This is a genomic window from Sphingomonas sp. BL2, from assembly GCF_056680015.1.
Window position 1 is genome coordinate 128,910 of the sequence record NZ_JBWXPL010000002.1, and the last position, 25,018, is coordinate 153,927.

The 25,018-nt window shown below is 60.6% G+C and carries 32 protein-coding genes and 1 pseudogene; 18 read left to right on the forward strand and 15 right to left on the reverse strand.

Annotation, left to right across the window (positions count from 1 at the left end; all coding sequences use genetic code 11):
- Positions 1 to 105: 105 nt before the first annotated feature.
- Entirely contained in the window at positions 106 to 366 is a 261-nt protein-coding gene (locus AC1ME3_RS19125; RefSeq protein ID WP_480956003.1) for a DksA/TraR family C4-type zinc finger protein, read from the reverse strand.
- A 142-nt stretch (positions 367 to 508) separates the two neighbouring features.
- Between AC1ME3_RS19125 and AC1ME3_RS19130 the strand changes: the two genes are divergently transcribed.
- The 10 genes and pseudogenes from AC1ME3_RS19130 to AC1ME3_RS19175 all read left to right on the forward strand — a co-directional run bounded on the left by AC1ME3_RS19130 (position 509) and on the right by AC1ME3_RS19175 (position 8,314).
- Positions 509 to 841, forward strand: a complete 333-nt coding sequence (locus tag AC1ME3_RS19130) for a hypothetical protein (protein WP_480956004.1) — start codon at positions 509 to 511, stop codon at positions 839 to 841.
- 74 nt (positions 842 to 915) lie between these two features.
- A protein-coding gene (locus tag AC1ME3_RS19135) for an IS3 family transposase (protein WP_480955804.1) occupies positions 916 to 2,015 on the forward strand; the annotation gives its coding sequence in 2 pieces (ribosomal slippage) (positions 916 to 1,168 and positions 1,168 to 2,015; 1,101 coding nt in all).
- Positions 2,016 to 2,186: 171 nt separating this feature from the next.
- Positions 2,187 to 2,549 carry a hypothetical protein gene (locus tag AC1ME3_RS19140; RefSeq protein ID WP_480956005.1) on the forward strand — a complete coding sequence of 121 codons (363 nt, stop codon included), beginning with the start codon at positions 2,187 to 2,189 and terminating at the stop codon, positions 2,547 to 2,549.
- Positions 2,550 to 2,567: 18 nt separating this feature from the next.
- A complete protein-coding gene (locus AC1ME3_RS19145; RefSeq protein WP_480956006.1) occupies positions 2,568 to 2,744 on the forward strand; it encodes a hypothetical protein in 177 nt (58 codons plus the stop codon).
- A gap of 859 nt (positions 2,745 to 3,603) precedes the next feature.
- On the forward strand, positions 3,604 to 4,008 hold the full coding sequence (locus AC1ME3_RS19150; protein WP_480956007.1) for a BLUF domain-containing protein: 405 nt from the start codon (positions 3,604 to 3,606) through the stop codon (positions 4,006 to 4,008).
- A gap of 148 nt (positions 4,009 to 4,156) precedes the next feature.
- Entirely contained in the window at positions 4,157 to 4,342 is a 186-nt protein-coding gene (locus AC1ME3_RS19155; RefSeq protein WP_480956008.1) for a hypothetical protein, read from the forward strand.
- A gap of 366 nt (positions 4,343 to 4,708) precedes the next feature.
- Positions 4,709 to 5,089: pseudogene (locus tag AC1ME3_RS19160) on the forward strand (inorganic phosphate transporter); the annotation flags it as partial.
- 172 nt (positions 5,090 to 5,261) lie between these two features.
- Positions 5,262 to 5,696 carry a pyridoxamine 5'-phosphate oxidase family protein gene (locus tag AC1ME3_RS19165; protein ID WP_480956009.1) on the forward strand — a complete coding sequence of 145 codons (435 nt, stop codon included), beginning with the start codon at positions 5,262 to 5,264 and terminating at the stop codon, positions 5,694 to 5,696.
- A 664-nt stretch (positions 5,697 to 6,360) separates the two neighbouring features.
- On the forward strand, positions 6,361 to 7,488 hold the full coding sequence (locus AC1ME3_RS19170; RefSeq protein ID WP_480956010.1) for a hypothetical protein: 1,128 nt from the start codon (positions 6,361 to 6,363) through the stop codon (positions 7,486 to 7,488).
- 40 nt (positions 7,489 to 7,528) lie between these two features.
- Positions 7,529 to 8,314, forward strand: a complete 786-nt coding sequence (locus tag AC1ME3_RS19175; RefSeq protein ID WP_480956011.1) for a hypothetical protein — start codon at positions 7,529 to 7,531, stop codon at positions 8,312 to 8,314.
- Positions 8,315 to 8,609: 295 nt separating this feature from the next.
- Here AC1ME3_RS19175 and AC1ME3_RS19180 read toward each other — a convergent pair whose 3' ends face one another.
- The 4 genes from AC1ME3_RS19180 to AC1ME3_RS19195 form a co-directional block, all read right to left on the reverse strand.
- Positions 8,610 to 8,996, reverse strand: coding sequence for a type II toxin-antitoxin system VapC family toxin (locus AC1ME3_RS19180; protein ID WP_480956012.1), 387 nt, complete (start codon positions 8,994 to 8,996; stop codon positions 8,610 to 8,612).
- A 1-nt stretch (position 8,997) separates the two neighbouring features.
- Positions 8,998 to 9,285, reverse strand: coding sequence for an AbrB/MazE/SpoVT family DNA-binding domain-containing protein (locus tag AC1ME3_RS19185; protein WP_480956013.1), 288 nt, complete (start codon positions 9,283 to 9,285; stop codon positions 8,998 to 9,000).
- Positions 9,286 to 9,561: 276 nt separating this feature from the next.
- Positions 9,562 to 9,846: a BrnA antitoxin family protein gene (locus AC1ME3_RS19190; protein WP_480956014.1), complete on the reverse strand. Its 285-nt coding sequence runs from the start codon at positions 9,844 to 9,846 to the stop codon at positions 9,562 to 9,564.
- Positions 9,827 to 10,114: a BrnT family toxin gene (locus tag AC1ME3_RS19195; RefSeq protein ID WP_480956015.1), complete on the reverse strand. Its 288-nt coding sequence runs from the start codon at positions 10,112 to 10,114 to the stop codon at positions 9,827 to 9,829. Before AC1ME3_RS19195 ends, AC1ME3_RS19190 begins: the two co-directional genes overlap by 20 nt.
- A gap of 201 nt (positions 10,115 to 10,315) precedes the next feature.
- Here AC1ME3_RS19195 and AC1ME3_RS19200 point away from each other — a divergent pair, with 201 nt between their 5' ends.
- The 5 genes from AC1ME3_RS19200 to arsH are packed head-to-tail and all read left to right on the forward strand — an operon-like array spanning position 10,316 to position 13,452.
- The gene (locus AC1ME3_RS19200) at positions 10,316 to 10,648 is read left to right on the forward strand and encodes an ArsR/SmtB family transcription factor (protein WP_480956016.1); all 333 of its coding nucleotides are present in this window, start codon (positions 10,316 to 10,318) and stop codon (positions 10,646 to 10,648) included.
- Positions 10,649 to 10,659: 11 nt separating this feature from the next.
- Positions 10,660 to 11,088, forward strand: a complete 429-nt coding sequence (gene arsC / locus AC1ME3_RS19205) for an arsenate reductase (glutaredoxin) (RefSeq protein WP_353449827.1) — start codon at positions 10,660 to 10,662, stop codon at positions 11,086 to 11,088.
- Positions 11,088 to 12,374: an arsenic transporter gene (locus AC1ME3_RS19210; protein WP_480956017.1), complete on the forward strand. Its 1,287-nt coding sequence runs from the start codon at positions 11,088 to 11,090 to the stop codon at positions 12,372 to 12,374. Before arsC ends, AC1ME3_RS19210 begins: the two co-directional genes overlap by 1 nt.
- Positions 12,371 to 12,694, forward strand: a complete 324-nt coding sequence (locus AC1ME3_RS19215) for a YnfA family protein (protein ID WP_480956018.1) — start codon at positions 12,371 to 12,373, stop codon at positions 12,692 to 12,694. Before AC1ME3_RS19210 ends, AC1ME3_RS19215 begins: the two co-directional genes overlap by 4 nt.
- Entirely contained in the window at positions 12,694 to 13,452 is a 759-nt protein-coding gene (gene arsH, locus AC1ME3_RS19220) for an arsenical resistance protein ArsH (protein WP_480956019.1), read from the forward strand. The genes AC1ME3_RS19215 and arsH overlap by 1 nt, the downstream gene beginning before the upstream one ends.
- Positions 13,453 to 13,508: 56 nt before the next feature.
- Here arsH and AC1ME3_RS19225 read toward each other — a convergent pair whose 3' ends face one another.
- Positions 13,509 to 13,724 (reverse strand): hypothetical protein, encoded by a 216-nt coding sequence (locus AC1ME3_RS19225; protein WP_480956020.1) that lies wholly within the window; start codon positions 13,722 to 13,724, stop codon positions 13,509 to 13,511.
- 179 nt (positions 13,725 to 13,903) lie between these two features.
- Between AC1ME3_RS19225 and AC1ME3_RS19230 the strand changes: the two genes are divergently transcribed.
- Positions 13,904 to 14,092, forward strand: a complete 189-nt coding sequence (locus AC1ME3_RS19230) for a hypothetical protein (protein ID WP_353449832.1) — start codon at positions 13,904 to 13,906, stop codon at positions 14,090 to 14,092.
- Positions 14,093 to 14,335: 243 nt separating this feature from the next.
- On the opposite strand, the gene AC1ME3_RS19235 is transcribed toward AC1ME3_RS19230, so the two are convergent.
- The 6 genes from AC1ME3_RS19235 to AC1ME3_RS19260 form a co-directional block, all read right to left on the reverse strand.
- Complete coding sequence (locus tag AC1ME3_RS19235) at positions 14,336 to 15,022, reverse strand: ZIP family metal transporter (RefSeq protein WP_055879907.1); 687 nt, start codon at positions 15,020 to 15,022, stop codon at positions 14,336 to 14,338.
- A 3-nt stretch (positions 15,023 to 15,025) separates the two neighbouring features.
- Positions 15,026 to 18,259, reverse strand: a complete 3,234-nt coding sequence (locus tag AC1ME3_RS19240) for an efflux RND transporter permease subunit (protein ID WP_480956021.1) — start codon at positions 18,257 to 18,259, stop codon at positions 15,026 to 15,028.
- Between the two features lie 3 nt (positions 18,260 to 18,262).
- Entirely contained in the window at positions 18,263 to 19,432 is a 1,170-nt protein-coding gene (locus AC1ME3_RS19245) for an efflux RND transporter periplasmic adaptor subunit (RefSeq protein ID WP_353449835.1), read from the reverse strand.
- Positions 19,429 to 20,694: a TolC family protein gene (locus AC1ME3_RS19250; RefSeq protein ID WP_480956022.1), complete on the reverse strand. Its 1,266-nt coding sequence runs from the start codon at positions 20,692 to 20,694 to the stop codon at positions 19,429 to 19,431. Before AC1ME3_RS19250 ends, AC1ME3_RS19245 begins: the two co-directional genes overlap by 4 nt.
- Before the next feature lie 65 nt (positions 20,695 to 20,759).
- Positions 20,760 to 21,095, reverse strand: a complete 336-nt coding sequence (locus AC1ME3_RS19255) for a hypothetical protein (protein ID WP_480956023.1) — start codon at positions 21,093 to 21,095, stop codon at positions 20,760 to 20,762.
- A gap of 19 nt (positions 21,096 to 21,114) precedes the next feature.
- Complete coding sequence (locus tag AC1ME3_RS19260; protein WP_060527465.1) at positions 21,115 to 21,777, reverse strand: cation efflux transmembrane domain-containing protein; 663 nt, start codon at positions 21,775 to 21,777, stop codon at positions 21,115 to 21,117.
- Between the two features lie 69 nt (positions 21,778 to 21,846).
- Here AC1ME3_RS19260 and AC1ME3_RS19265 point away from each other — a divergent pair, with 69 nt between their 5' ends.
- A complete protein-coding gene (locus AC1ME3_RS19265; RefSeq protein ID WP_060527464.1) occupies positions 21,847 to 22,251 on the forward strand; it encodes a MerR family transcriptional regulator in 405 nt (134 codons plus the stop codon).
- A gap of 66 nt (positions 22,252 to 22,317) precedes the next feature.
- Here the strand turns inward: AC1ME3_RS19265 and AC1ME3_RS19270 are convergent, their stop codons facing one another.
- A complete protein-coding gene (locus AC1ME3_RS19270; RefSeq protein ID WP_353449838.1) occupies positions 22,318 to 22,800 on the reverse strand; it encodes a DUF4188 domain-containing protein in 483 nt (160 codons plus the stop codon).
- A 404-nt stretch (positions 22,801 to 23,204) separates the two neighbouring features.
- Between AC1ME3_RS19270 and AC1ME3_RS19275 the strand changes: the two genes are divergently transcribed.
- A complete protein-coding gene (locus AC1ME3_RS19275; RefSeq protein WP_353449839.1) occupies positions 23,205 to 23,372 on the forward strand; it encodes a hypothetical protein in 168 nt (55 codons plus the stop codon).
- Positions 23,373 to 23,529: 157 nt separating this feature from the next.
- On the opposite strand, the gene AC1ME3_RS19280 is transcribed toward AC1ME3_RS19275, so the two are convergent.
- Both AC1ME3_RS19280 and AC1ME3_RS19285 read right to left on the reverse strand, forming a co-directional pair.
- Positions 23,530 to 23,898, reverse strand: coding sequence for an excalibur calcium-binding domain-containing protein (locus AC1ME3_RS19280; RefSeq protein ID WP_480956024.1), 369 nt, complete (start codon positions 23,896 to 23,898; stop codon positions 23,530 to 23,532).
- Positions 23,899 to 24,079: 181 nt separating this feature from the next.
- Positions 24,080 to 24,997 (reverse strand): hypothetical protein, encoded by a 918-nt coding sequence (locus AC1ME3_RS19285; protein ID WP_480956025.1) that lies wholly within the window; start codon positions 24,995 to 24,997, stop codon positions 24,080 to 24,082.
- Positions 24,998 to 25,018 lie beyond the last annotated feature (21 nt).

Sequence of the window (25,018 nt, forward strand, 5' to 3'; positions counted from 1 at the left end):
GCTAAGGGGGCCGGCTCACAAAGCTTCGCTTACGTTCTCGGAGGAGTCTGACCTCGTCAACGCGACCCAGTTTTTAATAGGGCGCAGTCAAGCGACATGTTTGGATTATTTAAGTTGGCTGTCCTTGCTCCCACGTCTGTTCATGCCGGTTGCTACGGGACGGTCCCGACCGCTCTGACAGGCTACGCAGGTGTGTACGCCCGGTAGCGCGCGTCGGCGCCCTTCGGGAATGTCGTCCCCACACAAGGTGCAGATAAGTCGGCTTTCACCCGCCGGCATCTGCGCGCGGGCTGCCAGAACGGCATCGGTAATGGTATCATCAATCTGGTCCTGCACCGCGCCGTCTCGGCTCCATCCACCGGCCACTTATCGTCCCCTGCTGTTGTCCTTCACCATGTAGGAACGGTTCGTACTCACGCCATGAATGTCGCATACCAGCTGAAGCATAAATACACTGTTGGATGAGGAAGTTATGCGTCCAGGGACGATCCCAGAACGTTTCAAGTGAATGAGCAATACCCATTTTCCGCTTCGCTTCGATTCTAGCTTCGAAAACGTGCCGGATGACGAGGTTGAGACGGAGCGCGGCCTTACCGACGCGATGCTGGCGATCCAGCGCAAGACGCACGCAGATACAGGTTATGCTCACCGGGCCGTACACGCCAAAGCTCACGGCTATCTTAAAGCCAGGTTCGAGGTGCTCCCCGATCTTCCGACATCTCTCGCGCAGGGACTGTTCGAGAGCCCTGCTACATACGATACCATTCTGCGTTTCAGCACGACACCAGGCGACGTGCTCGACGACAATGTTTCGACCCCGCGCGGGGTGGCGCTGAAGTGACGTCCCCCCTGTTTTTAGTCCATTTTGAGCGAGAGTTTTTCGGCCTTGAGAAGCCTTCGGGCAAGGAGCTGGAAATGAAGAAATCTAGGTACACAGACGAGCAGATTGCCTTCGCGTTGAAGCAGGCAGAAACCGGTACGCCGGTGGCCGAAGTCATCAGGCGGATGGGGATTTCGGAGCAGACGTTCTACCGTTGGAAGAAGGTGTACGGCGGTCTCGGCGTCGGCGAGCTGAGGCGCCTGAAGCAGCTTGAGGACGAGAACCGGCAGCTGAAACAGTTGGTTGCGGACCTCAGTCTGGACAAGCACATCCTGCAGGACGTCCTTTCAAAAAAGCTCTGACGCCTGGACGACGACGCGAGCTCGTCGCGTACGTCCAGGCGTCCCATGCCGTGAGTGAGCGGCGCAGCTGCTCGGCGCTGGGCGTCGAGCGGTCGTCGGTGCGCTACATCTCGCACAAGCCGGACCAGACACCGCTGGTGATGCGCATCCGTGATCTGGCGGCAACGCGGACGCGCTATGGCTATTTCCGGATCTACATCCTGCTGCGCCGGGAAGGATGGGTCGTGAACCATAAACGCGTCTATCGGCTATATCGGAATGATGGACTGAGCCTTCGGCTCAAGAAGCCAAGGCGCAACGTCAGCGCTGCCAACCGCGAGCGGCAACCTGCGGCACTGGCCGCGAACGAGATGTGGTCGATGGATTTTGTCTCCGATGCCCTGTTCGACGGCCGGCGATTACGGGCGCTGACGGTCGTCGACGCCTTTACCCGCGAAGCGCTGGCGATCGACGTCGACCAGGGGATCAAGGGCGAGCAGGTGGTCGAGGCGATGACACGGATCTCATCGATCCGCGGCGCGCCCAAGACCATTCGCGTGGACAATGGGCCAGAGTTCATCTCGAAGGCGCTCGACCGCTGGGCGTACGAGAACGGCGTCACGCTGGACTTCAGCCGACCGGGCAAACCAACCGACAATGCGTTCGTAGAGTCGTTCAACGGTCGCCTTCGTGACGAGTGCCTGAACGCACATTGGTTCCTGTCCATCGCGGACGCTCGAACCAAGATCGAGGCCTGGCGACGGGACTATAACGAGAGCCGCCCTCACACATCGCTTGGCTGGATGACGCCGGTCGAATATGCTGCTGCCGCGGCCATCAAAGCGGCCGAATGAACGCCGGAAACTCACTTTCAGATTGGATGAGAAACCGGGGGACCCTCAGGGTGGGCGATCATTGTTTCTGTGATCGCGGTTGGCGCGGTTGTAGGTCGGGTCAATCTCTGACTGGTAGAAACCCAATGACGCCATATTGCACGCGGCGAAGAACCCGGTTTAGGCTCGGCCATGGAAAACACCGCATCGCAGTTCGATCTTCTTGGCCAGCTTCGTTCGCTGATCGTCCAACGCAACGAGGCAGCGGAGGCGTTCGACGTCTTCAAACAGGACGCGGTGCTAGCGCCAGCGCCTGACATTGCAAACAATGAGGTCTCTTCCGACGAAGCGGCGGACGTGGCGGCAGAGGAGGTCGACACGTTCAGGGCTCAGACTGGGGGCCTTCTGGCCAGCGCAACCGACGATGAGCTTTTGGCCGCGTACCGGCAGACCGAAGGCGAGGTGGGCGATCTTGCGGCTGAGGCGCTACGTGATGAACTGCGGCGTCGGAAACTCGAGGAGCGAACCGACCAAGTGTCAACCAGGTATCCATAGATGTGTAGCCGATCGAGTATGTCGGATCGCGAGGTGTGGGAAAAGGCGTCCACTATCGCGGCAGCGTTTGGCAATGATGAGCCCGAGCACTTCACAGAACGGCTCTTCGACATTCTTCGTGATACCACCAATCCGCAGGACTGGCGTCGTGTCGCGGCCGCGGTTGATTTCATCGCCGGAGCGTCCCGGCAATAGCTCTACTTGAGCGTCGCTCGGTGCCTCTATGACGCCAACCGAGCATTTGATAATGTACTGCGCCGGTTTGGCTCGCTGACGCCAGTGAGCGGTAGTACGCCCAGTGGCGGGGCAGCTGGATAGTGTATTACCGGCAAGTAGGAGTGATGACGGGAAAAGGAGCAGCTTGGTGAAGCGCTTAGTGTCGGTTCAGGGGCAACACGTAGAAGTTTACGTTGAAGAGGCCGAACCTGGGCGGTGGAAGGCAACGGGAGAGTATGGCGGTAAGATTTGGAGCGTGACCAGCACGACAGCTAACCGAGCGGCGTCAAATTGGGGTGTCGCCGTCGGGCAGCTAGACCCGGCACACCGTAACGAGCCGCCCCTGGAGACCGAGCGTTAGGCGCGTCGGAAGTTTCAGGAATGCCACGTTACGCCAGCGGGGAGCGAAACCCACACCGTCCGTGCCGCTGTCGCCGTACGTATTCCATTTTAAGTGAGCCGATGTCGTCCGCAGACGTTCGGTCTTTGCCAGAGCCTATGCAAAGCGTCCTCGCCGACCCACATCGTGTTTCTCTTGGCTATCGAGGCGGGTCGTCATGCCTGGGTCGGACTTAAGGCGCGCGGTTTATCGAGGACGTACGCGTCCTAAATGGACAGTATTGCGTACCTGTCGGTCCGCGGCGCGGTTTTGCTCCCACGTTGATCCACCGCGAAGCTCATTATCTGAGCTACCAAGGCGGTCAGCCTATCCGTTTTTCTCAGCAGTTTTTCCGGATAAGCTGGCCGTTCGTGAGACCGACGAAGCACGCCGCCATTCGCATATATTGACGTGGCGTTTAGGTTCGCTTGCTACTCCTCCTCTCTGAGGAGCCCTGGATTGATACGTCTCATTTACATCAGCACCGCCCGATCGGAGTTACCCAAGGTTGAGCTTGAGGCGATTTTACGCGTTTCGAGGCGCAACAATGCCGCAGTAGGGGTGACGGGTTTACTGATCGTTGGTGGACGCCGCTTCCTTCAGGCGCTTGAAGGACCAGCTGACGCAGTCACTCTGACGTACGATCGCATCAAGGCTGACGGACGTCATTTCGCTGCGGTGACATTGGACAGCCGCGCAATTTCAGGGCGCAGCTTTCCCGGTTGGGCAATGGGGCACCAGCCTGGCAAATCTTTGCGTGGCGATGGCGCGGTTGCAGACGATGTAGCGACATTGATCACGCCGATCTCGGATCCCACTACGCATGCGTATTTCGCAGAGTTCGCCAAGAAGCATGCCGCCTGAGGTGCGCAAATGCCGGACGCTCAGCGCTGCGCTGCTGTGTAGCGAACTGAGAAACATCATTCTCTAAGAACCCGTTTTCCTTCATCTGAAGGCATGACGTGGCCCCGTAGCGTCCCTTGTGCGTTTGAACGCTACGAAGGAGACTGACATGCCGAGCAGAGAGAAGATCACGGACGGTGCCAACGAGCGCGCCATCGACGAGCCGATCGCCGGCACTGCACCAGGCATCCCTGACGATGCGCTCTTGCCAGGCGAGGAACTGCCGGAGGAGCCAAGTGATGAGGAAGTTGCGCGGATCGCTGCGAAGCTCGGGGCACCTGACCCAAACCGATAACGGCCTAGGCCTTCGATAGGCTTGGCGTTTCGGGATCGATCTGAATGGATTCGTCAGCAGGTTCGAAGCGAAGGGTCCACCGGGGGTAGCCCCCTGGTGCGATCTCGATATCGGGAAGGCCTACCGGGTCAGAGCCGGTTTCTACCCAACCAGCGCCAAGGCAACGATCACAGGCGGCGCGCTTGCAGCGGAAGCCAACGAGATCAATCTCGGTATTCCACTGCGCCCTTCCTTGGCAGACCGGGCACATGGCATCGAGGCTCCCCTTACGTGGCTGGAGCGGAACGATGTCGAAGGCGTGGGGGCTGTCCGGACCGTCGCAATAAACGATGTTGCTGGCGTGAGGCATGCTCTTCCGTCGCGGAGCGGTACATTCCGACCTAGGTTAAGGTCGCCGTCGCGTTGGCTCTGGGTCTGGGCACGATGATTGGTTGGAAACGTATCGTCGTGACCGTCGGCGAGAAGATCGGCAAGGCGCATCTGACCTATGGCATGGGGGCTGCGGCCGAACTTGTCGCGGCTAGTACGATCCTGCTCGCACAGGTCAAAGGGATGCCGGTCTCGACCACGCATATCCTGTCGAGCGGCGTGGCCGGAACGATGGTGGCGGACGGGGCAGGACTTCAAAGAAGCACGGTGCATAATATCGCACTGGCTTGGGTCATGACGTTGCCCGCGGCCATGGTGTTGGCGGGGGTTCTGTATGCGTTGTTCCTCGGGTTGGTACGAATGACCGGGAACGGGTGACCGCTGAGACGGGGGATTGTGCATAGTCACTACGGGAAACGGCTGCGCCAAGAAGGCGCCGTGTTCTTGTAAGCTAACTCGACGGCGGCATTGTCGGAAGCAGCCAACACGACATCAATTCGTTGCAGCCATCGGGACGATCTTCATACGCCCATATTGAAGGAGCAACTCCATGGCGGACCTGAGCCTACATGACCTGTCCAAGAAGATGGCCAAGTTAGACTTTGCGATGATGGCCACTCGTTCGCCGAACGGCACGATGACCGCCCGCCCGATGAGCAATAACGGCGATGTCGAATATCAAGGCGACAGCTACTTTTTTGCCTACCAGAATTCACGGAAAATTGCTGACCTGCAGGCGGATCCGCACGTCACGCTCAGCTATACCGGTGCCGTGGGTATGCTCGGTGGTCCACCGCTGTTCGTAGCGGTCGATGGGGCTGCTGCGCTGATCCGTGACAAGGCTGCATTCGCTGATCATTGGACCAAGGATCTTGATCGGTACTTTCCCGAGGGCATCGACACCCCCGGCATCGTAATGATCCGTGTCGATGCAAAGTCGATCCGCTACTGGGATGGGAGCGACGAGGGCGAAATTGCCATCTGATCGACGCATCCACTACATGGGACATCCGCGCAGTGTCGCGGAAGTCCTGAGTTTCGAACGTATCAGATGTCGTTATTTTTGCGACAGTGCGATGCCTGGATCAGGTCTGAAACCGTCGTAGGCGAGGGTCATTTCCAATTTTGGATGCGATTTGAACCGCGCTTCTGACACCCATAAGCACACGGAAAGCTGCGAACGCGCCTCTGTCACAACCATCCGGTTATCACGCACATAACTTGCCAGATCAGGTTGTTATTTTTACCTTGACTGCCAGATTTGCGGAGTTATGTAGAGTGCACAAGCAAGGAAGCTCGCTATGCACCCCTCGTCAAACATCAACCTCCGCCATCCTCTTCCCGACATGCGCTGCTGCGCATGCAGCAGCGTTCGATACCGCAGCATGTCGTCGCGTTCCTGACGGAGCTGACCGATCTGGTCGACGCGGGCGGCGGCTGTACCCTTCACCGTTTCGACGAGGATAGCTGGCCGAGGCTCGCCGCCTTCTGGTCGGCCATGCGCCCCGGCTTGATCGCTACCGCAATGCTTACGTCGTCCTCGCACCCAACGGCTTGGTCATCACCGCCGCCCGTCTGCACTGATCAATCGGAGAAGTCCTATTTCCATCTATCTCACCCGCATCCAGCGCACCAACTCGACGACCGGGTTGACCGAGCGCCCTTGGCGCCAGCGCGATCGTATGTTCGTTCTTGGTGATCCGGCTCACGGTTCACAGCGCCACCACAAAGAGAACGCTGTTTTCGTCTCCAGCTACCTTGAAGCCCTGGAACTGGTGCGGAAGGGCTTCGCCATCCGCATGTCTGATGGTCGATCAGCTCCGAGTCTCGTCGCGCCGGGCACGCTTGAGTTTATCGACGAGCCCGTGAACCAGCTCGACGACCTGTGGGCCTACACCATGCCCGAGCCGCCCTTTTCACTGGAGGCGGTCATGGTCGAATTGAAGCAGCACCTGCGCTCGCAAGCCGCGGATTTGGGCCTAATCGCCAGCGCCGACGCAGCGAGCGCATTCATCGGCTTTCCATTCGATCCCATCGACGATGGCGAGAGCAGCGAAGCGTTGGAGCGCATCGACTTATCGCGGTTCAACATGACGCGCATCGTCACCGCCGCCTATCATAGCGCGTTCCGCCCGACCGCCGAGAGCCGATCGATCTCGGAGGACGACGTCGACGAGTTGGAGCAGATCATGGTCGGCTCACTCGCTCGGTTCAGCCGTCGGCACAGCTCGCCGCTCGACCGCGAAGGAAGCGCGCTCCAGCGGACAATCCTTTCGGCCTATTACAGGTGGCAGATCGCTGACGGCTGCTTCCTCGTAAGCGAGGCGTCGGACGGAAAGGACGGCGCAATCGATCAAAGTGTGACCGAGGCAGTGGCTGCCCTCACCGGTATGCCGGCGACCGCCGTACGTAACACGCTCAGCCGCGATGGCCTGAGCCTGGTCAGGTCGAAACTCGACCTGCCAGCGCTGACAAACTGGGTCGTGACCCGCCGCAACTTCGCGCCTCTACGTGAAGAGGAGACATACGAAGGGCGGTGGGCTTGGAGGATCGCTAACGATCTTCATGATCAGCCAGGACCCAAAGGGTTCGCGATCGCCCGTTCCCGGATTGGCGACCCTTCACCCGACCTCAACGAGGCAGAACCCGCTATCGTGAAGCGTCGCACTACTGATGAGATGCCGACCGCACCCGAACTGCGACGCTACGCCGTGGCGCTGCACGTCTCCCCCGACTCCCTGTTCGCAGCTTTTCAGGCCCTTGGCAGTCGGCGCTGATCTGCGTCGGGTCCACAAATCTAAATCCACGAAGGAAGCTATGGCCCAGTCTCTTTTCCCACGTTTTGCCGCTACCGTCCGCGATCTCACCGATGTCGAAGTCTCCGACCCGCGGACTGCCGATAAGCTCGCTTTGGCGCACGCCGATGCAGGCGGCCGGACTGTCTCGATGGTCTACGCTCCATTCGACCATATGAACTGGACAGCGCGCATCGCCATTGTCGGCCTGACGCCGGGCCTTCAACAAGCCCGGAACGCGCTCTCGGCTGCACGAACCGCCCTGCGTCGTGGCGCAAGTGTGGTTGACGCAGCTGCGGAAGCGAAGGTGTTCGCCAGCTTTTCGGGTCCGATGCGTGCCAACCTAGTCGCCATGCTCGATCAGATCGGCGTCGCACGCCATCTCGAGCTTGCGTCCACCGCCTTGCTCTGGAGCGAGCGCGCAGACCTCGTCCATTTCACGTCGGCGCTGCGCTACCCGGTCTTTGTCGATGGCGAAAACTGGTCCGGGCAGCCTGACGCGCTTCGCATCCCGTCTATGCGGGATTGGCTGCTGACCTACCTGGGCGAGGAACTGCGCTCCTTGCGCGGCGCGCTCTTGGTGCCGTTGGGGCCGAAGGTGAGCGCCATGCTCGATTACCTGGCTAATCAGGGCATCGTCGATCGCTCGACCATTCTCGACGGTCTTCCCCATCCGAGCGGGGCGAATGCCGAGCGCATCGCCTACTTCCTTGGTCAGAAGCCCCGCGATCGGCTTTCGGCGAAGACGGACCCGACGCGCCTGGATGCTGCTCGTGCGTCGCTCGAGGCGAAGCTTAAGGCCGCGTAACTGGCGTGCAGAGGCCTTCGACCTCTGCACGCCAGTTACTTATGACCGTCAGCTGCCAGGTAGCAAAATCCCCCTTCTAGGTCTTGCGGTTCATGCCGTTTGAACTGACCGCGCACTTTGGGACCCGTAGAGTCGTCGCGAAATTGCTGAATTTCGCGACGGTTTAGCCAACCGTCGGCTTCCAGATGCTCGATCGTCGCATAAGGCGGTTGCAGAACGAACCAGTTCCAAAACACATTTGCGACGCTTGGTTTGGGGTTGAATGCTGCTGGGCACGGCGAGGCAGGATAGGCGGTTAGCGGATATGCTCCACCTTGAGCCCTTTGACCTTTACCTTTTGCCATTCCCGGTCGGCGGTAAGCGCGGGAACACCAAGCTGCATCGCAAGCGCTAGACAGGAACGATCGCCGAGGCCGCGCCCAAACTCCTTCGTCTGAGTGTGCAGGCCAGCGGCTGAATACGCTGCCTCCACGTCGTGGGAACGTACATCGAGACGAAGCTCGTCCAAAATCTCGCGGATGGTAGACGCATCCAAATCGCTAAGCAGGAGCTCCTTAATGACCTCCTGTAGATTCACGGCCGAGATCGCTGCTCGTCCAATGTGCGGTGTGACCTTGTCAGCGCCTGGCTCATCCCGAACCAGCGCCAGCACCGCAGAAGCATCCATTACAACAGATGTCATGCTAGATTTCCCTGCGGCTCCGAATGGGCGGCTCGCCTGCCTCCGCGATGGCCTCCGCCTTACGATCAGACAGAAAGTCGTCGACTGTTCGGGTCTGCTTGGCATGCTCTCGATAAAGCGCTTGCGCCCGAGAAACCCCGTGACCAATCGGCGACAGGCGGACCTGATCGTTCTCAACCGTCAAGATGACCTTCGCATCTCCATGGAGACCCATCGCTTTGCGAACGGATGCAGGCAGAATCATACGACCATTACTGGCCACTTTAACGTCTATGGACTGCGTAGCCATAGCGGCGCCTCTCTCTTGATGCTAATTGGATCGTATGCCACTTCACACAATATGACACAATGCCAGCTTTGGCAGCAGGTCATACCTATCAGGTCGGCTACGTTATTCTGGGTATACCCTGAATGGCGCTTTCATATTGGTGCGCGTCAGCGTGACGGAATTGGTAGACGTATCGCTACAGCGATCTCGCCGACGGGCGCGGGTCGATCCCCTGCCGTTGGCAACTTTGCCCAATATCAGTCGGCAGTGGAGCGCTAAGCAGCGGTATGGATAGCGTCAGGCCCGCGCTTCGCTCTCTGCAACGTAGCGCCGCAGCACGCGGTTGATTTCGGTCTGGTAGCCGCGATCATGGGCGTGCTCCTTGAACCAGCTCACGATATCGGCATCGAGCCGGAGCGTGACAGGCTTTTTGATAGGGCGATACAGACCTGGCCGGCGGGCATGCTGCCACGCTTCGGCCGATGCTTCGGGGATATCGATGGTGTCGATCTGATCGTCCGGCAAAGCTGCGAGCCGATCGAGCTGATCCTGCAACTCGGGACTAAGCGCTTTCTTGCTCATAGCGTTTCCTTTCGTGTGCCGTTGCTTTTCGGGCGCTGATGATCCGGACCCGGTCTTCGTTATCCGGTTGCAGATGGCTGTGAACGACCACCAGGACGACGACGGCACCAATCATGCCGATAGCGTGCCAGCGCTGCTCGCCGCCTTCCATGCGATCAGGAAGGACCACGTAGAGCGGATCGCTCCAAACCTCGCGCGCCAGTTCGAAAGAAATCCCGTACTTGGTAAGATTCGATGCGGCCTTCCCATCGTCCCACTCAAAATGCACGGCTGTTCCTGTATTTTACGAATATGTATGTACACTATTCCGCTGTTTTCCGCAAGTGAGCAGCAGCGGTTTGCCCACCTGAACGTCCAGATATGGGCGCTCTCGCCCGATACGGCTTTCTCGCGGGGGATCGTAAATTGAGAAGGTTGGCCTCGGAAATCTCGAACTAGCCAAGCCTGACATATCCTCTATGCTGGATATATGGAAAACGATTCGGCCATTGCTGCACTTAGCGCTCTCGCACAAGGCACACGCCTCGACGTGTTTCGCCTACTGGTCCGGCACGAACCAGTTGGAATGGCGGCCGGCGAAATCGCCCGTCAGCTCGACGTGCCGCAAAACACTATGTCAGCGCACCTTGGCATTCTCGCGCGTGCCGGCATCGTCCGTTCCGAACGACATAGCCGCTCGATCGTCTACCGCGCCGATCTGGACGGGCTGCGCGCACTGACCCTGTTCCTCGTCAAAGACTGCTGCGCCGGCTCACCCGAACTATGTGCGCCACTCCTAGCCGAACTCACCCCATGCTGCTGAAAGGACGCCTCGTGGCCGTCGATATCGTGATCTATCACAACCCCGAGTGCGGCACGTCGCGCAACACGCTGGCGATGATCCGCAATGCCGGCATCGAGCCGCATGTGGTCGAATATCTGAAGACGCCGCCCTCGCTCCCGCTGCTGGTCGAGCTGATCGATCGCGCCGGGATCACGCCCCGCGATCTGCTGCGTGAGAAGGGGACTCCTTATGCGGAGCTTGGCCTGGGCGACACGTCGCTATCCGACGACGCGCTGGTGGACGCGATGATGGCGCATCCGATCCTCATCAACCGGCCGCTGGTCGTATCGCCGCTTGGTGTAAAGCTGTGCCGTCCGTCCGAAGCAGTCCTTGATCTGCTGCCTGAGCCGCAACAGGGTGCGTTTGCTAAGGAAGACGGCGAACAGGTCGTAGACGCCGCTGGTCAGCGCGTCGCCTAATGCTGCTCGCGCTCGCTATCTTCGTTGCGACGATCGCGCTCGTCATCTGGCAGCCCAAGGGCCTCGGGATAGGGTGGAGCGCGATGGGCGGCGCGGCGATCGCGCTGCTCGTCGGGGTCGTCTCGCTCTCCGACGTGCCGGTGGTGTGGGGTATCGTCTGGAACGCGACCGCGACATTCGTCGCGATCATCATCGTCAGCCTGTTGCTTGATGAAGCCGGATTCTTCGAATGGGCGGCGCTCCATGTCGCGCGCTGGGGCCGGGGGCATGGTCGCCGGCTGTTCGTGCTGATCGTTCTGCTCGGCGCGGCGGTGTCGGCGCTGTTCGCCAATGATGGCGCGGCCCTGATCCTGACGCCGATCGTCATCGCGATGCTGCGTGCGCTGGGATACAAGGACAAGGCGACGCTGGCGTTCGTCATGGCGGCGGGGTTCATAGCCGATACCGCCAGTCTGCCGCTGATCGTCTCCAACCTCGTCAACATCGTCTCGGCCGACTTCTTCCGGATCGGCTTTGCCGATTATGCCTCGGTGATGGTGCCGGTTGATCTGGCGTCGATCGCCTCGACATTGGTTGCGCTGCTGCTGTTCTTCCGACGTGAAATACCGACAAGCTATGACGTGACGCAGCTTCGCACGCCTGCTGACGCGATCCGCGATCCTGCAACGTTCAAGGCAGGCGGGGTCGTTCTGGCCCTGCTACTCGCCGGCTTCTTCCTGCTCGAACCTATCGGCGTGCCGGTCAGCGCCGTTGCCGCTGCCGGCGCGGTCCTCCTGCTCGTCATCGCCGCGCGCGGCCATGTCATCCAGACGCGTAAGGTGCTGGCCGGTGCGCCGTGGCAAGTCGTGATCTTCTCGCTCGGCATGTACCTGGTCGTCTATGGACTGCGGAATGCTGGCCTGACCAACCACCTTGCCAGCTTGCTCGATCGCACCGCGCAAGGCGGCGTGTGGGGCGCGGCGTTCGGGACCGGAATCATCGCGGCACTGCTGTCGTCGGTGATGAACAACATGCCGACTGTGCTGGTGGGCGCGCTATCGATCGACGCGACGCACGCCACAGGCGCGATCAAGGAAGCGATGATCTACGCCAACGTGATCGGCTGCGACCTCGGTCCGAAGATCACGCCGATCGGCTCACTCGCGACGCTGCTCTGGCTGCATGTCCTCGGGCAAAAGGGCATCCGGATCGGCTGGGGCTATTACTTCAAGGTTGGCGCGACACTGACGATCCCGGTGCTGCTGGTAACGCTCGCGGCACTCGCGATCAGGATCAGCATGGTATGACGGCACTCGTCTACCTTGCCGCGTCGCTTGCGGAAATCGCGGGCTGCTTTGCCTTTTGGGCATGGTTGCGGCTGGGCAAATCGCCCCTGTGGCTGGCTCCGGGCGTAGTCTCGCTTATGCTGTTCGCCTGGCTGCTGACACGCGTGGATAGCGACGCAGCGGGGAGGGCATATGCTGCCTATGGCGGTGTCTACATCTGCGCATCGTTGATCTGGCTGTGGGCTGTCGAAGGGGTGCGGCCCGATCGCTGGGATGCTGGTGGAGCGGCACTCTGCCTGATCGGCACCTGTATCATTCTGCTTGGCCCAAGGACTGCCTGATGCCGCTCCGCACTCTCTCCGATCCTGATAATCTGCCCGCGCTCGATCGGCGCTATGCGCTCGATCGTCCTGCCCTTGGGCTGGGCGCTGGTGATCCGCCTCCGCGCATCCTGTTGCTCTACGGCTCCCTGCGGGAGCGGTCGTTCTCGCGACTGTGTGTGGAAGAAGCTGCTCGCCTGCTGCAATTCTTCGGCTGCGAGACGCGGATCTTCGATCCTTCGACCCTGCCGCTACCCGACCAAGTGACGGGGGACGATCACCCGGCCGTCCACGAACTGCGCGAATTGTCGATGTGGTCGGAAGGGCATGTGTGGTGCAGCCCCGAGCGGCACGGCCAGATTACCGGGATCATGAAGCTGCAAGTCGATCACCTGCCGCTGTCGATGGGGGGGATGCGCCCGACGCAGGGCCGCACGCTCGCCGTCATGCAGGTGTCGGCCGGATCGCAGTCGTTCAACAGCGTGAACACCCTGCGCGTCCTCGGCCGCTGGATGCGAATGGTGACGATCCCCAACCAATCCAGCGTCGCGAAGGCGTTTGCCGAGTTCCACGAAAACGATCGAATGAAGCCTTCGGCCTACTATGATCGGATCGTGGACGTGATGGAGGAACTGGTACGCTTCACGGTTCTGCTACGCCCGCACACCGCCCAACTGGTCGATCGCTATTCCGAGCGAAAGGAGGCAGGCGTGCCGATCGATAGCGCCACGGACCTTTCGAGCATCGCAATCTCGCCAACGTACCGGAAAGGCGAGTAAAATCCGCTTAGTGTGGCAAACCGCTCCTGCGGCATTGTGCGTCACTGAGTGGGCTTCTAGATGCATCCGATGAAACGCCGGGCTCGCCCACTCTCCAAGATATTGCATTCCATGGCGTTTTTCGTCTTGGCGGTGATGTTGCTGGTCCGGCTTGGCCCGCTCTGTGAGACGATGGCGATGGCCGCGCCTCCGGCTGCGTCCGCGATGATGGACTGCACCAGCAAATCAGCAGGCGCTCCCATCAAAAAGGCCCCTGCGTCGGCCTGCGCCATACCGTGCGTTGCTGTTGCCGGCGAAACCGTCGAGCATATCGGGCTGGTTCCGTCCTCCCGTCTATCGCCTTGGCCGGCTCCGCAGACCGGCCTTTTGGGCATGGCATACGCTCCGGCCACACCCCCTCCGCAAACCGTGTGACGTCGAACACCATCACACGTAAATTTCGGAGAATATCATGACCAAGTTCAAGCTCATCAGCGCTGCCTTCGCCCTCACCGTGTCGACTGGCGCATTCGCCGCTGTCGCCAATTGCTGCGCCGACATGGCGTGCTGCAAGGACGGTGCGGACTGCTGCAAGGATGGCGCAAAAGCCAAGGCTGCTGACTGCTGCGATCATGCCAAGGCCGGCATGAAGCACGGCTAAAGGATGGATAGGGGCGGGCAACCGCCCCTATTTTCTAGTCTACGTCTACTCGGCGCGGCACGCCGTCCCGCCACGGTCGCTGCGACGAGCGAAGAGTTACCCGCAAGGTTGAGGCTCTCCCCCGAACCGCATCCATCGTTCGTCCCATCTCGCGCGTGATTACCGCCAGCGTCTGCCTGGCCTCGATACGCCGACGAAGCTCGGCGTCATCATCATCGGTCCAGGACGTTCCACGTCGAGAGGTCAGCCCAATACCTCCTCAATCAGGAGCAATCCCAGAAACCCGATGAAGAACATCGCGCTGATAAGCGGGGTGTCAGGCTTCTCGTGCGCCTCGACCAATAGCTCCTCCGTCACGAGGTAGAGCAGCGCCATCAGTCCGAAACTGAGAAACCCGGCGATGACGACGGGCGGAAACGTCGCAACAGGCGTCGCTATCGCCGCACCGATCGGCAGCAACAACGCGATCCCCATCGTAATCCCGATGATACGTGCCTTGGACTTGATCGTCTCACCCAACTCGGTCGTTACGGTCAGTCCGAGAAACAGCACCTCCAGCGTCAACGCGATCGTCAGCAACACGCCGGCCTTCCCGCCAGCGACGAACGCCAATCCGAGAACAAGCCCGTCGATCAGGATATCGACTGCAACTGCCCCGAGCATAGCGATCGGTCCACTGGCGCGACCCTCAAGGGCTTTGAGCGACAGCATCACGAGAATGCCAAGTGCGCCGCCAGTGAATGTCGCGATCGGTGAACCTTCGTGCATCACCTGGGGCAGGATCTCGGCTGCCGCTGCGGCGAACACAACGCCTGCCGCCAAGTGCTGCATGGCGCTTACGAAGGCATCACTTGGCCGTCTCGATACCGCGAATAGCGAGCCGATCAGTACGGCAACGACGGGAATGAGCGTAAAGGCAACGGCCTGCATAGCTTAGGCCCTCACGCTGTCATGAGCCAAAGGCGGCAGTTCGATATGTCCCCCTGATGGAGCTGGCAGCTCGCGCCGTCCAAAACGAGCGTAGAGCGTCGGCAGCACGAACAAGGTGAGCAGGGTTGCGGATATGAGACCACCGATGACGACGGTCGCCAGCGGCTTTTGCACCTCTGCTCCAGCACCATGGCCAAGTGCCATCGGCACGAAGCCAAGCGACGCAACGAGCGCTGTCATCGCAACCGGCCGGAGGCGCGCCAGAGCGCCTTGATGCGCCGCTACCGCACGATCCATGCCTTGCCGCATCAGATCATGGATGGATGACACCATGACCAGCCCGTTGAGGACCGCGACGCCCGATAGCGCGATGAAGCCGACTGCCGCTGAAATGGAGAACGGCATACCTCTTAGCACCAGCGCAAGGATGCCTCCGACCAGCGCCAGCGGAACGCCGGTAAACACGATCAACGCATCCCTGACGGAGCCAAGCGCGCCGTAGAGCAGGAACATGATGACCACGAAACAGATCGGCACCACAACGCTGAGCCGATCGCGGGCGGATGCCAGGTTCTCGAACTGACCGCCCCATTCGAGGTACGTGCCGGGCGGCAATTTAACCTGCGCGTCGATGGCTGAGCGGGCATCAGCCACGACACCGGCAACGTCTCGATCGCGCACGTTGGCCTGCACCACGACACGCCGCTTGCCGTTCTCGCGACTGATCTGATTGGGACCATCGACCACGGCGATATCCGCCACAGTCGATAGCGGGACGAAGCCGCCACTACCGGTCGGCACCGGGACCTGAGCAACCGCCGTCAAATCAGATCGTGAGCTTTCCGCCATCCGCATCACGACGGGGAAGCGACGATCGCCTTCAAAGATCACGCCAGCCTGCCGGCCGCCAATGGCTGCGGCAACCGTGTCCTGCACGTCACCGGCCGTTACCCCGACGCGGGACATGGCAGTGCGGTTCGGCCGGATATCGAGCATCGGCAAGCCTTCGGTTTGCTCAACCCGCACGTCCGCTGCACCCCGCGTCTTTCGCAGAATGCCGGCGATCCGATCCGCGGTCGCGTTCATCTCGCCAAAGTCGTCGCCGAATACCTTGATCGCGATATCGCCGCGCACGCCTGCAATCAGCTCGTTGAACCGCATCTGGATCGGCTGAGTGATCTCATAGGCGTTGCCCGGCAGGGTGGAGAGGCGCTTTTCCAGCCGCTCCACCAGCTCTTCCTTGGACAGGCCGGGGTCAGGCCACTCCTTCTTCGGCTTCAAGATGACGAAGGTGTCGGTCGCGTTAGGCGGCATTGGGTCCGATGCGATTTCGGACGTCCCGGTGCGCGAGAAGGCGAAACGGACCTCAGGGGCCTTGGCGAGCGCCTTTTCCACCTGGAATTGCATTGCCTGGCTCTGATCGACCGATGTGCCGGGGATGCGGACCGCCTGGACGAGGATGTTGCCCTCATCGAGCTGGGGCAAGAACTCCTGCCCCAAAGTCGTGAAAGCGGCCCCGGCAAGCGCCAGCGCGCCGATCGCGACGCCGATGGTGAGGGTGGGTCGGCGCATTGCCGCATCGAGTCCCGGCTCATAGCGCTGCCGGAGGAACGTGACGACGCGGCTTTCCTTCTCCTCGACCCGATTGCTGAGCCAGATCGCAATCGCTGCCGGTATGAAGGTCAGTGACAGGATGAAGGCGAACACTAGGGCGATGATGACTGTCAGCGCCATCGGCTCGAACATCTTGCCCTCGACACCCGTGAAGGTGAGCAACGGCGCATAGACCAGGATGATGATAGCCTGCCCGTACACCGATGGGCGGATCATCTCGCGCGCCGATGCCGCGACAATCCCAAGACGTTGCTCGATCGTCAGCACGTCATCACAACCATGCTGCGCCTCTCCCAAACGCCGTAATGCGTTCTCCACGATGATGACCGCGCCATCCACGATCAGACCAAAGTCGAGCGCGCCAAGGCTCATCAGATTGGCCGAAACACCCGCCTTCAACATGCCGATGCTGGTCAACAGCATCGTGATCGGAATGACGCAGGCTGCGATCAGCGCCGCGCGGAAATTGCCAAGCAGCGCAAACAGAACGACGATCACTAGCACCGCACCCTCGGCAAGGTTGCGGGCAACCGTGGCGATCGTGGAGTTCACCAGCTCGGTCCGGTTCATGACCGGCTTCACGACAACATCGACCGGCAATGAGCGGCCGATCTGCGTCAGCCGTTCGGCAACGCCCGTCGACACCGTGCGACTATTCTCCCCGATCCGCATAACCGCGGTGCCGACGACAACCTCATGGCCGTTTTCCGACGCCGATCCCATGCGTAGCGCCTGCCCGGTGCGAACGGTCGCGATCTGGTTGAGCAGAATCGGAACGCTCTCGCGCGTGGCAACAACGGTACGGGCCAGCTCGTCGGCGTTGCGGACACGCCCATCCGATCGAACCGCCAACCCTTCGCCGTTGCGGTTGACCACACCAGCGCCCGCGCTGGTATTGCTGCGCTGAAGGGCGGTGGTGAGATCCTGAAGCGTCAGCCGCATTGCCGCCATGCGCTGTATGTCTGGAATAACGAGATATTCCTTGGTGTAGCCACCAAGGGAGTCGACGCCAGCAAGCCCGTCAGTGCTTTTGAGCTGCGGCGTGACGATCCAATCCTGCACGGTGCGCAAGTAGGTCGCCTTGTCGGCGTCGCTGACGAGGTGATCCCCCTCAGGGGTGATATAGCTGGCATCGCGTTGCAGGCCGGGTTCGCCGTTGCGATGATGGACCTGATCCAGTTCGCGATATTCGACGGTCCACATGAAGATATCGCCAAGGCCCGTGGCGATCGGCCCCATCTCGGGGTTCACACCTTCGGGAAGGTCTTCCTCAGCGGTTCGCAGGCGTTCCGCCACCTGCGCCCGCGCAAAGTAGATATCGGTCTTTTCACCGAAAACCGCTGTGATCTGGGCAAAGCCATTGCGGCTTAGCGAGCGGGTATATTCAAGCCCGGGAATGCCAGCGAGCGCGGTTTCAACCGTGAACGCAACCTGCTTCTCGATCTGATCGGGGGAGAGGGCAGGAGCAACGACGTTGATCTGTACCTGGTTGTTAGTGATGTCGGGTACGGCGTCGATCGGAAGCTGACGCAGCGCGCCAATCCCGAGCAATGCAGCCGCGATGGTGAGAAGCAGGACGAGCCAGCGCTTCTCGACAGAGAGGGTGACGATGCGACCGATCATGGCTCAGTCCTCATCCCCGCCTGCACCCTTGCCGAGTTCGGCCTTGAGCGTGAAGCTGTTGGTGGAGGCAATGCGCTCCGATCCGGTAAGGCCCGCCGTTACAGTGACCTGTCCGCCGTTGGTGCGACCAAGCGTCACGGGAATTGCCCGGAATCCTGTCGCCGTCCGGACGAACACAAACGACTTGTCCTCGATCATCTGCACTGCGGCCGATGGTACAGCGACGGTGCGGTCCCCGGTCGCAGGAACGAGGATAGATACGTTGACCGTCTCACCAACGCGCCATGTGCTGCCGGCGTTGTCGAGGGTGGCGATCACCGGCACCAATCGGGTCGTCTCGTCCAGAATGGGGGACACGAACGTGACACGCCCCTCCTGACGCCGCCCCGGCGCCGTCACTTCGACACGCACGCCGGGTTTCACCCGGCCGGCATCGGTGGGGACGAGTGATGTGGTTACAGTGACCTTCGACAGATTGGCGACGCGGAACAGCTCTGCATCGGCCGCGACTGCCTGCCCGAGTGTAGCGGATCGCGCGATGACCTGGCCGGCGATCGGCGAGCGGACCGCGATGCGGTTGAGCGCGCCGCCTCCGCTGCCCGTCGCTGACAACTGCTGCTGCGCCAGGCGAAGGGCAATGCTGGCCTCCGTCGCGGCCGTCCGCGCTGCGACCAGATCCTGTTCTGGCGAAACACGTTCAGCGAACAAACGCTGTTCGCGGCGAAGGTTCGATTGGGCGAGTGCGGAACGCGCGCGCGCGGCTTCTACCTCCGCTTTCAGTGACGCCGCTTCCCGGCTCTCTATGATAGCCAGCGGGTCGCCCCGGCTGACTGACTGCCCGAGATTGCGGGTGAGGGAAACAAGCCGACCGCCTACGGAGGTGGACACAACCTGCACACCTTGAGGATCGCCCTCGATCGTTGCCGATAGCTCGATCGCTCCGGCCACGCCGCCTACTGTAGGACGCGTAACCTCTATCCCGGCATCCGCAATCTGCTGCGCGGACAGGGTGACGATATCCTTTGGACCCTCCTTGGCTTCGCTGGCCTCGGCACCTTCCGTCTTCTCGGCTCCGGCTTTCTCACCGGCCTCGCCGTTGCCACCCCCGCCGCATCCGGCAAGGAGGACAGCCAGGGTCACAGGCGCGAGCGCCCGCATGATGGTCTTCGTCATTGATTGGTTTCCTCGGGCGAAGGCGCTGCGGCAACGAGCCGTTCGAGGCGTGCCTTGGCGTCATGATAGGTGGCGAGCGCATCGATAGCGGCGGTTCGTGTTTCGGACAGGGTACGTTCGGCATCGAGCAAATCGAGCTGACCGAACTTGCCCTCCCGGTAGCCGATCCGGGCGATCCGAGCGGCTTCGCTTGCCGACGCCAATGCCGGCCCGCTGGCGTTGCGAGCGGTCGTCGCGGCATTCGCGACGTTCGCCTGTGCGCTTGCGATATCCTGCGCGGTATCTAGCTCGGCCGCGCGACGTAGCGCCTGCGCCTGATCGGTCTGCGCCCGCGCCTGCGCCACTGCCGCCTTGCCGTTGTTGAACAGTGGGAACGGGATCGACACCCCGAACACCGCTGCCACGTCGTTCGTAGCCTCAAGCCGTCGTGCGCTGGCGCTGATTGTCACGTCGGGAATGCGCTGCGACCTGGCAAGCCGCACCTGTGCCTCTGCCGTTGTCACGTCCGCGCGTGTCGCCGCCAATGCCAGCGTCCCGGCGGTCTCGATCGGTCGCGTTGGACCAAAGCCCTCGACACGGCCGAACCACGCCAAGTCCAACGGTCCTGTGAAAGGTTGGCCAATCCGTCGTGCAAGATTGCTCCGCGCGACCTCCGCAAGCCGCTCCGAGCGCTCCACGGCTGTCTCCGCATTGATCCGCAATACATCGGCGCGCTGCTGTTCGAGCGGTGATGCTCGCCCCGCTTGAACGCGGACGCCGGCTGCGCGCGATGCTTCGCGGGCGATACCGGCCTGCTCGCGCGTGGTCACCAGTCGGCGTTCCGCTGTGGTCGCCTCGATGTAGAGCTGCGTGATGGCAAGCCGTAGATCGGCCGCGGCCAACGCCGTGCCTATCCTCGCTCGATTACCAATTGCATCTGCGACAGCGATCCGTGCCGATCGTTTGCCACCCAACTCGATCGGTAGTGCCAATCCTGCCGTTGTCTCGGCGCTGCGAAGGCCGCGATATTGACCGCTACCGGCAATGTTCTCGGTCTCAGCAACGATCGACGGGTTAGGGCGGTAGCCGGCAACCGTGCGGCCTGCCTCTGCTGCCCGGACGCCTGCTGTGGCAGCCTCAAGGCTGGGGGCGGTCGCTCCGGCAAGTGAAAGCGCCTGATCAAGGGTGAGAGGGGGACTGGTCGATGTGGGATCGGCTGACTGCGCCTGCGCGATCGACGCGCACGACGCCACGGCCAATAAGGCCGCAATAAAACGGTGCATGGGTAATGGACTCCTGACGAACCTTGGGCGTCCGCACGGGCTTTCCCGGCGGAATTAGGCGTTGGTCAGGCTCGGGGAGGGCGTAGGGCTGGGTCCGACGCTACCGGGGCCTTGGGCGCATTGCGCCACACCGATGCCGTCATACGAACGCTGCTGGCTGGTCCGGTTGAATCGGACGCGATCGGCACGCCGACATGATGGCCGTGGCAACCACCATGATGGTGAGGATACGCCTTGTCGGCGTCTGCCGGCACTTGGTCGGCATCGCCGTCGCAATGATCGAGGGAGCTGACCGCTGCGGTATCAATGCACGTCACGCCTTCGGTCGCGTGCGCAACTGATCCAAGCCCGAGCATAAGCACGAGCATGAAACTGAGGAACAGGGCGGAAAGGCGGTGCATCGGCCCGCGCCTTAGCAGCTTACCGACTGCCATGTAACGACCGCTGGTAAGTAGCGGGGGCGGGTGAGGGCTCGCTACGCATTTCGGCGCGTGCCTGCCGCATGATCTGAACACCGCCCGATATTCCCAACACAGCCATCAAGGCGGCGACGGCAAGATCAGGCCACGCGCTGTTGAGGCCGAACACCCCGCCTGCGGCCAGCACGACGGCGATGTTGCCGATCGCGTCGTTACGCGAGCAAATCCATACCGACCTCATGTTCGCATCACCGCTTCGGAAGCGGTACAGCATGACCGCGACGACAAGGTTCGCGATCAACGCGGCTATGCCGACCACGCCCATAATTTCGGCATGGGGCGTTGCGTCGTGGAGCGCCCCCCATCCCGCCGCGAACAGGACATAGACGCCTAGCAAAGCAAGCGTCGCCCCCTTCAACATCGCAGCGCGTGCGCGCCAGGCTATCGCCATTCCGGCAACGCCAAGACTGATTGCGTAGTTCGCGGTATCGCCAAAAAAGTCGAGCGCGTCGGCTTGCAGCGCCTTCGATCCACCCGTGATGCCGGCAAGTATCTCGATAACGAACATGCCACCATTGATAGCGAGTGCGATCCATAGCGCCCGGCGCCATTTGGGGTCGTTGAAAGTACCCGCCTTGTCGGACGCGCAGCTTGTGCAGGCCATGTTCGCCACCTCGATAGAATCGATCTGACAGCCTATATGCACCCTCTAGTCGCTAGAGGGTCAAGCGCTATGTCTGAAAAACTGACGATCGGAAAACTGGCCGGTGCCACCGGCACGAAGGTCGAGACGATCCGCTATTATGAGCAGATTGGCTTGCTGCCCGCGCCTGAACGATCAGCGGGGAACTACCGGACCTATGAGGACGCGCATCTACGCCGCCTGTCCTTCATTCGGCGTGCGCGCGATCTTGGCTTCTCGATCGACCAAGTACGCGAGTTGATGGGGCTTGCCGATCGGCGCGATCAGTCCTGCATCGCGGTTGATGTTGTCGCCAACCAACACCGCGACGCGATTAGACGTAAGATTGCGGACCTGACTGCGCTTGCTGGTGAACTCGACGCGCTGATAGATTCCTGTAGCCGCAACACCGTCGCCGACTGCCGGATCATCGAAGCGCTTGCTCCTTCCGCGTAGCGCCTAGCGACTGACCAATTCGACCTATGTCGCTTAGCTTATAAAACCTCGCCTGGGTGAGAACGATCAGGACCGTGTGCCCGCTAGCCGCTTTCGGGCGCTGGCCCGCGCTCCCTTGGCGGGATGAAGAGTGCCAGCGACCCCCAAGCCATAGCGCGGCATGTTCACGAAAACCGACTCAGAGTGACCGGCGGGAACAACGTAAGTTTCGTGCCAGATGCCTACATCGCCGCTGGTGCCAATCTTCTCGTTGAAGCGTCGCCATGCACCCAAATGCGTGCCGCCCGCCCGGTGGGCATATGCGTGAAGATGCTCGGCGGTCTGCCAGTGCTGGAGGACGCCAATATTGCGAAAACCAAATACTGGCCGGACGGAGAGGAGGCCGATCGCGGGATCGGCTGCCTGCTCGCGAAGCATCGGCGGCATTTCCCCCAGAACCGGGAGCCAGCGCCATACCTTCCACCAACGGTTGATCCGCATACCAATCGCGAACACGACGATCTCGCCAGGAACCTCCGCGCACATCCGCTCAGTCAGAACCTTGTCCACGATCCTTTCCCCCTTTAGTCGATAATTGGATTGGCTGCCGCCTTCACGAATAACGACTGACCCTGACTATGTCTCCCGAAGCGGTCTAACCGCTATGCAATCATCCAGCGCCGACCACATTGCTTTTACAGTATCACGCTTACCGCTATCACAAGCGTAGCGGACTTCGTTTAAACATTTTTTTCCTCAGGCGTGAGGAGCCTTCCCATTTTTCGCTCTTGAAAAGCGATGAATTTACTTGGGGTCATCCCCGATCTTATCATAGGTTTCAGATACTCTGAACCTCAAAGGTTATATTCTATATGATAAAAAAGAGTAGAATTTGGAGACATTCGGCAACCCTCCCGACGAGATTGTTCGTCTCATAAACAGTGTTACGGGTCGTTCAGTTTATGGGGTTGGCGATGGCAGCGATTACTGATGACCAGTATTACCTGATGCGCGCACAGCAGGAACTCGACATGGCCGCACTGGCTACTGACCCCATTGTGAAAACCCTGCACCTGAATATGGCGGCAAAGTATGCGACGTTGCGCGAGCGGGTGAATGCGGAAATGCCGAATCTAGGCTAGCCGACACAGTCGGTTGCGTAACCACCGCGCAACACAAGACAATTCTCGGATCGAGTAACGGCGATCGTGACGGCAGGGGCGTTCTCAAAAGGATCGAATTTTGAGAATTGAAGCTGGCACGGGCTGCGTCGCAAAAGGGGTCCCTTTTGCAACTCACTTACCGATAGGGTTCGCAGGCGATGCCATCGCCGTCACCGTCCATGCTTTCGCGATAGCCGGGCTCATTAGAATAAATTGGTGCGGTACCCGCAGCACGGGCGTCATCGCACCCGCTCCAGAAATCACCGGCCTGTGGCTTCCTCGCGCGCGCCATCCCGGCCCATACTGCAACCGGTTTTACAGCTGAGACCATCCGAACTCGTCCGTCCTCGCTAAGCGCGATACTTCCCACGCCCATGATTGCCCCAGCGGCTACAGCAGCACCGAGCACCTTGATTGCGGATTTCTGGTCACGACCCCGCTGCTTACGGCGATAGTGACTTCCCAGCTTTACTGGGGCGGCTCGAAAAGGCTTTTTGAAGCTCATCGAGTGAACCTATCAACCAACTGTAAATGACAGGTTCCTGACCGCCTTCCCCCAGCCCTCTTGATGCAAAAATCAACAGTTTTGCATCAGCGTAGCGAGCGAAGCAGCCGGTCAGTTGACGCTCAAAAACCACGCTTCGTTCGGCCCTTTCACATGCCGACCGATGCCGATCGAAGATCGATCATTCCACCAGTTTATGCAGAGTGAAGGTCGTCGACCGCTTCTCGGGGCCATAGATGCCAGTAGCGCGAAGGGTCCTTCCATCAGGCATCAGCTGCATGGAAAGAGTGTCGTCGACTGTACCATTTGCTGACAAATCGGTTTCGACAATAAGATCGGATCGCGGTCGCGTAATTTGCGCTCGAACGCCAGAATTGTCCCCATCGAGTTTAACCGGCGCGCCTCCGACGATTGCGTCGTACCCGATGCCGCCATCGGTCCTCCAACTGAAGCGATTGCCGTCCAGCTTTAAAATCCAGTCACTCCTAGAATCCGCCGTCACACCGATGCGCTTCCACGTGCCGGAGAGAAGATGCGCGCCTTTCTTCGCCGCGCCGACACGGCGTTGCACCGTCTTGCTCAGAACGGCTTTGCCATCCGGGCTTGTGTAGCTGGCTACGTGCCATGTCAGAGTGTTGCCGTCAGGCGAGATACTATAATCCACGGTATAGGCGAGTTTACCGCGGATCTTGTCGACTTCCCTGACAAGATGATCGCTTTCGACTGAAATAGATTGCTCATCGACGTAGCCGTCTCCGGCAACGCGATGAGGCCGACCATCAGCCATTATGTCTTCGGCATCGTCTCGCTTGAAACGCCCGTCATGCACCTGAAAGACCGTTGGCTTGGTAATGCCAGTGATAGACGCGGTATCCATCCGCCAGCGCCCGCTGAAATGACAGTCAAGTGTCGCGGTCGCAGCACCAGCGTCAACGGAAAGGGCAGCAACAGCAGTCGTCCGCGTGCCGCCGACTAACCCAATATTCCCAATCGCGAACGCGGTCGGCTTCGACATAGCGGGTGCCACGGGGAGGCAAGGTAAACATGGTGACGCATTGTCGGCAACGGGAGCGATAGCGAGCAGGAACAGTTCGATCATTACGAGAGGATGCTAGACCGC

What these genes read in the sequence shown, in the direction of transcription:
- AC1ME3_RS19130 (WP_480956004.1), top strand. Translation starts at nt 509, where the DNA reads ATGAGCAATACCCATTTTCCGCTTCGCTTCGATTCTAGCTTCGAAAAC.
- AC1ME3_RS19140 (WP_480956005.1), top strand. Translation starts at nt 2,187, where the DNA reads ATGGAAAACACCGCATCGCAGTTCGATCTTCTTGGCCAGCTTCGTTCG.
- AC1ME3_RS19145 (WP_480956006.1), top strand. Translation starts at nt 2,568, where the DNA reads ATGTCGGATCGCGAGGTGTGGGAAAAGGCGTCCACTATCGCGGCAGCG.
- AC1ME3_RS19155 (WP_480956008.1), top strand. Translation starts at nt 4,157, where the DNA reads ATGCCGAGCAGAGAGAAGATCACGGACGGTGCCAACGAGCGCGCCATC.
- AC1ME3_RS19165 (WP_480956009.1), top strand. Translation starts at nt 5,262, where the DNA reads ATGGCGGACCTGAGCCTACATGACCTGTCCAAGAAGATGGCCAAGTTA.
- AC1ME3_RS19175 (WP_480956011.1), top strand. Translation starts at nt 7,529, where the DNA reads ATGGCCCAGTCTCTTTTCCCACGTTTTGCCGCTACCGTCCGCGATCTC.
- AC1ME3_RS19180 (WP_480956012.1), bottom strand. Translation starts at nt 8,996, where the DNA reads ATGACATCTGTTGTAATGGATGCTTCTGCGGTGCTGGCGCTGGTTCGG.
- AC1ME3_RS19185 (WP_480956013.1), bottom strand. Translation starts at nt 9,285, where the DNA reads ATGGCTACGCAGTCCATAGACGTTAAAGTGGCCAGTAATGGTCGTATG.
- AC1ME3_RS19190 (WP_480956014.1), bottom strand. Translation starts at nt 9,846, where the DNA reads ATGAGCAAGAAAGCGCTTAGTCCCGAGTTGCAGGATCAGCTCGATCGG.
- AC1ME3_RS19200 (WP_480956016.1), top strand. Translation starts at nt 10,316, where the DNA reads ATGGAAAACGATTCGGCCATTGCTGCACTTAGCGCTCTCGCACAAGGC.
- AC1ME3_RS19210 (WP_480956017.1), top strand. Translation starts at nt 11,088, where the DNA reads ATGCTGCTCGCGCTCGCTATCTTCGTTGCGACGATCGCGCTCGTCATC.
- AC1ME3_RS19215 (WP_480956018.1), top strand. Translation starts at nt 12,371, where the DNA reads ATGACGGCACTCGTCTACCTTGCCGCGTCGCTTGCGGAAATCGCGGGC.
- arsH (WP_480956019.1), top strand. Translation starts at nt 12,694, where the DNA reads ATGCCGCTCCGCACTCTCTCCGATCCTGATAATCTGCCCGCGCTCGAT.
- AC1ME3_RS19225 (WP_480956020.1), bottom strand. Translation starts at nt 13,724, where the DNA reads ATGGCGCAGGCCGACGCAGGGGCCTTTTTGATGGGAGCGCCTGCTGAT.
- AC1ME3_RS19230 (WP_353449832.1), top strand. Translation starts at nt 13,904, where the DNA reads ATGACCAAGTTCAAGCTCATCAGCGCTGCCTTCGCCCTCACCGTGTCG.
- AC1ME3_RS19235 (WP_055879907.1), bottom strand. Translation starts at nt 15,022, where the DNA reads ATGCAGGCCGTTGCCTTTACGCTCATTCCCGTCGTTGCCGTACTGATC.
- AC1ME3_RS19240 (WP_480956021.1), bottom strand. Translation starts at nt 18,259, where the DNA reads ATGATCGGTCGCATCGTCACCCTCTCTGTCGAGAAGCGCTGGCTCGTC.
- AC1ME3_RS19245 (WP_353449835.1), bottom strand. Translation starts at nt 19,432, where the DNA reads ATGACGAAGACCATCATGCGGGCGCTCGCGCCTGTGACCCTGGCTGTC.
- AC1ME3_RS19250 (WP_480956022.1), bottom strand. Translation starts at nt 20,694, where the DNA reads ATGCACCGTTTTATTGCGGCCTTATTGGCCGTGGCGTCGTGCGCGTCG.
- AC1ME3_RS19255 (WP_480956023.1), bottom strand. Translation starts at nt 21,095, where the DNA reads ATGCACCGCCTTTCCGCCCTGTTCCTCAGTTTCATGCTCGTGCTTATG.
- AC1ME3_RS19260 (WP_060527465.1), bottom strand. Translation starts at nt 21,777, where the DNA reads ATGGCCTGCACAAGCTGCGCGTCCGACAAGGCGGGTACTTTCAACGAC.
- AC1ME3_RS19265 (WP_060527464.1), top strand. Translation starts at nt 21,847, where the DNA reads ATGTCTGAAAAACTGACGATCGGAAAACTGGCCGGTGCCACCGGCACG.
- AC1ME3_RS19275 (WP_353449839.1), top strand. Translation starts at nt 23,205, where the DNA reads ATGGCAGCGATTACTGATGACCAGTATTACCTGATGCGCGCACAGCAG.
- AC1ME3_RS19280 (WP_480956024.1), bottom strand. Translation starts at nt 23,898, where the DNA reads ATGAGCTTCAAAAAGCCTTTTCGAGCCGCCCCAGTAAAGCTGGGAAGT.
- AC1ME3_RS19285 (WP_480956025.1), bottom strand. Translation starts at nt 24,997, where the DNA reads ATGATCGAACTGTTCCTGCTCGCTATCGCTCCCGTTGCCGACAATGCG.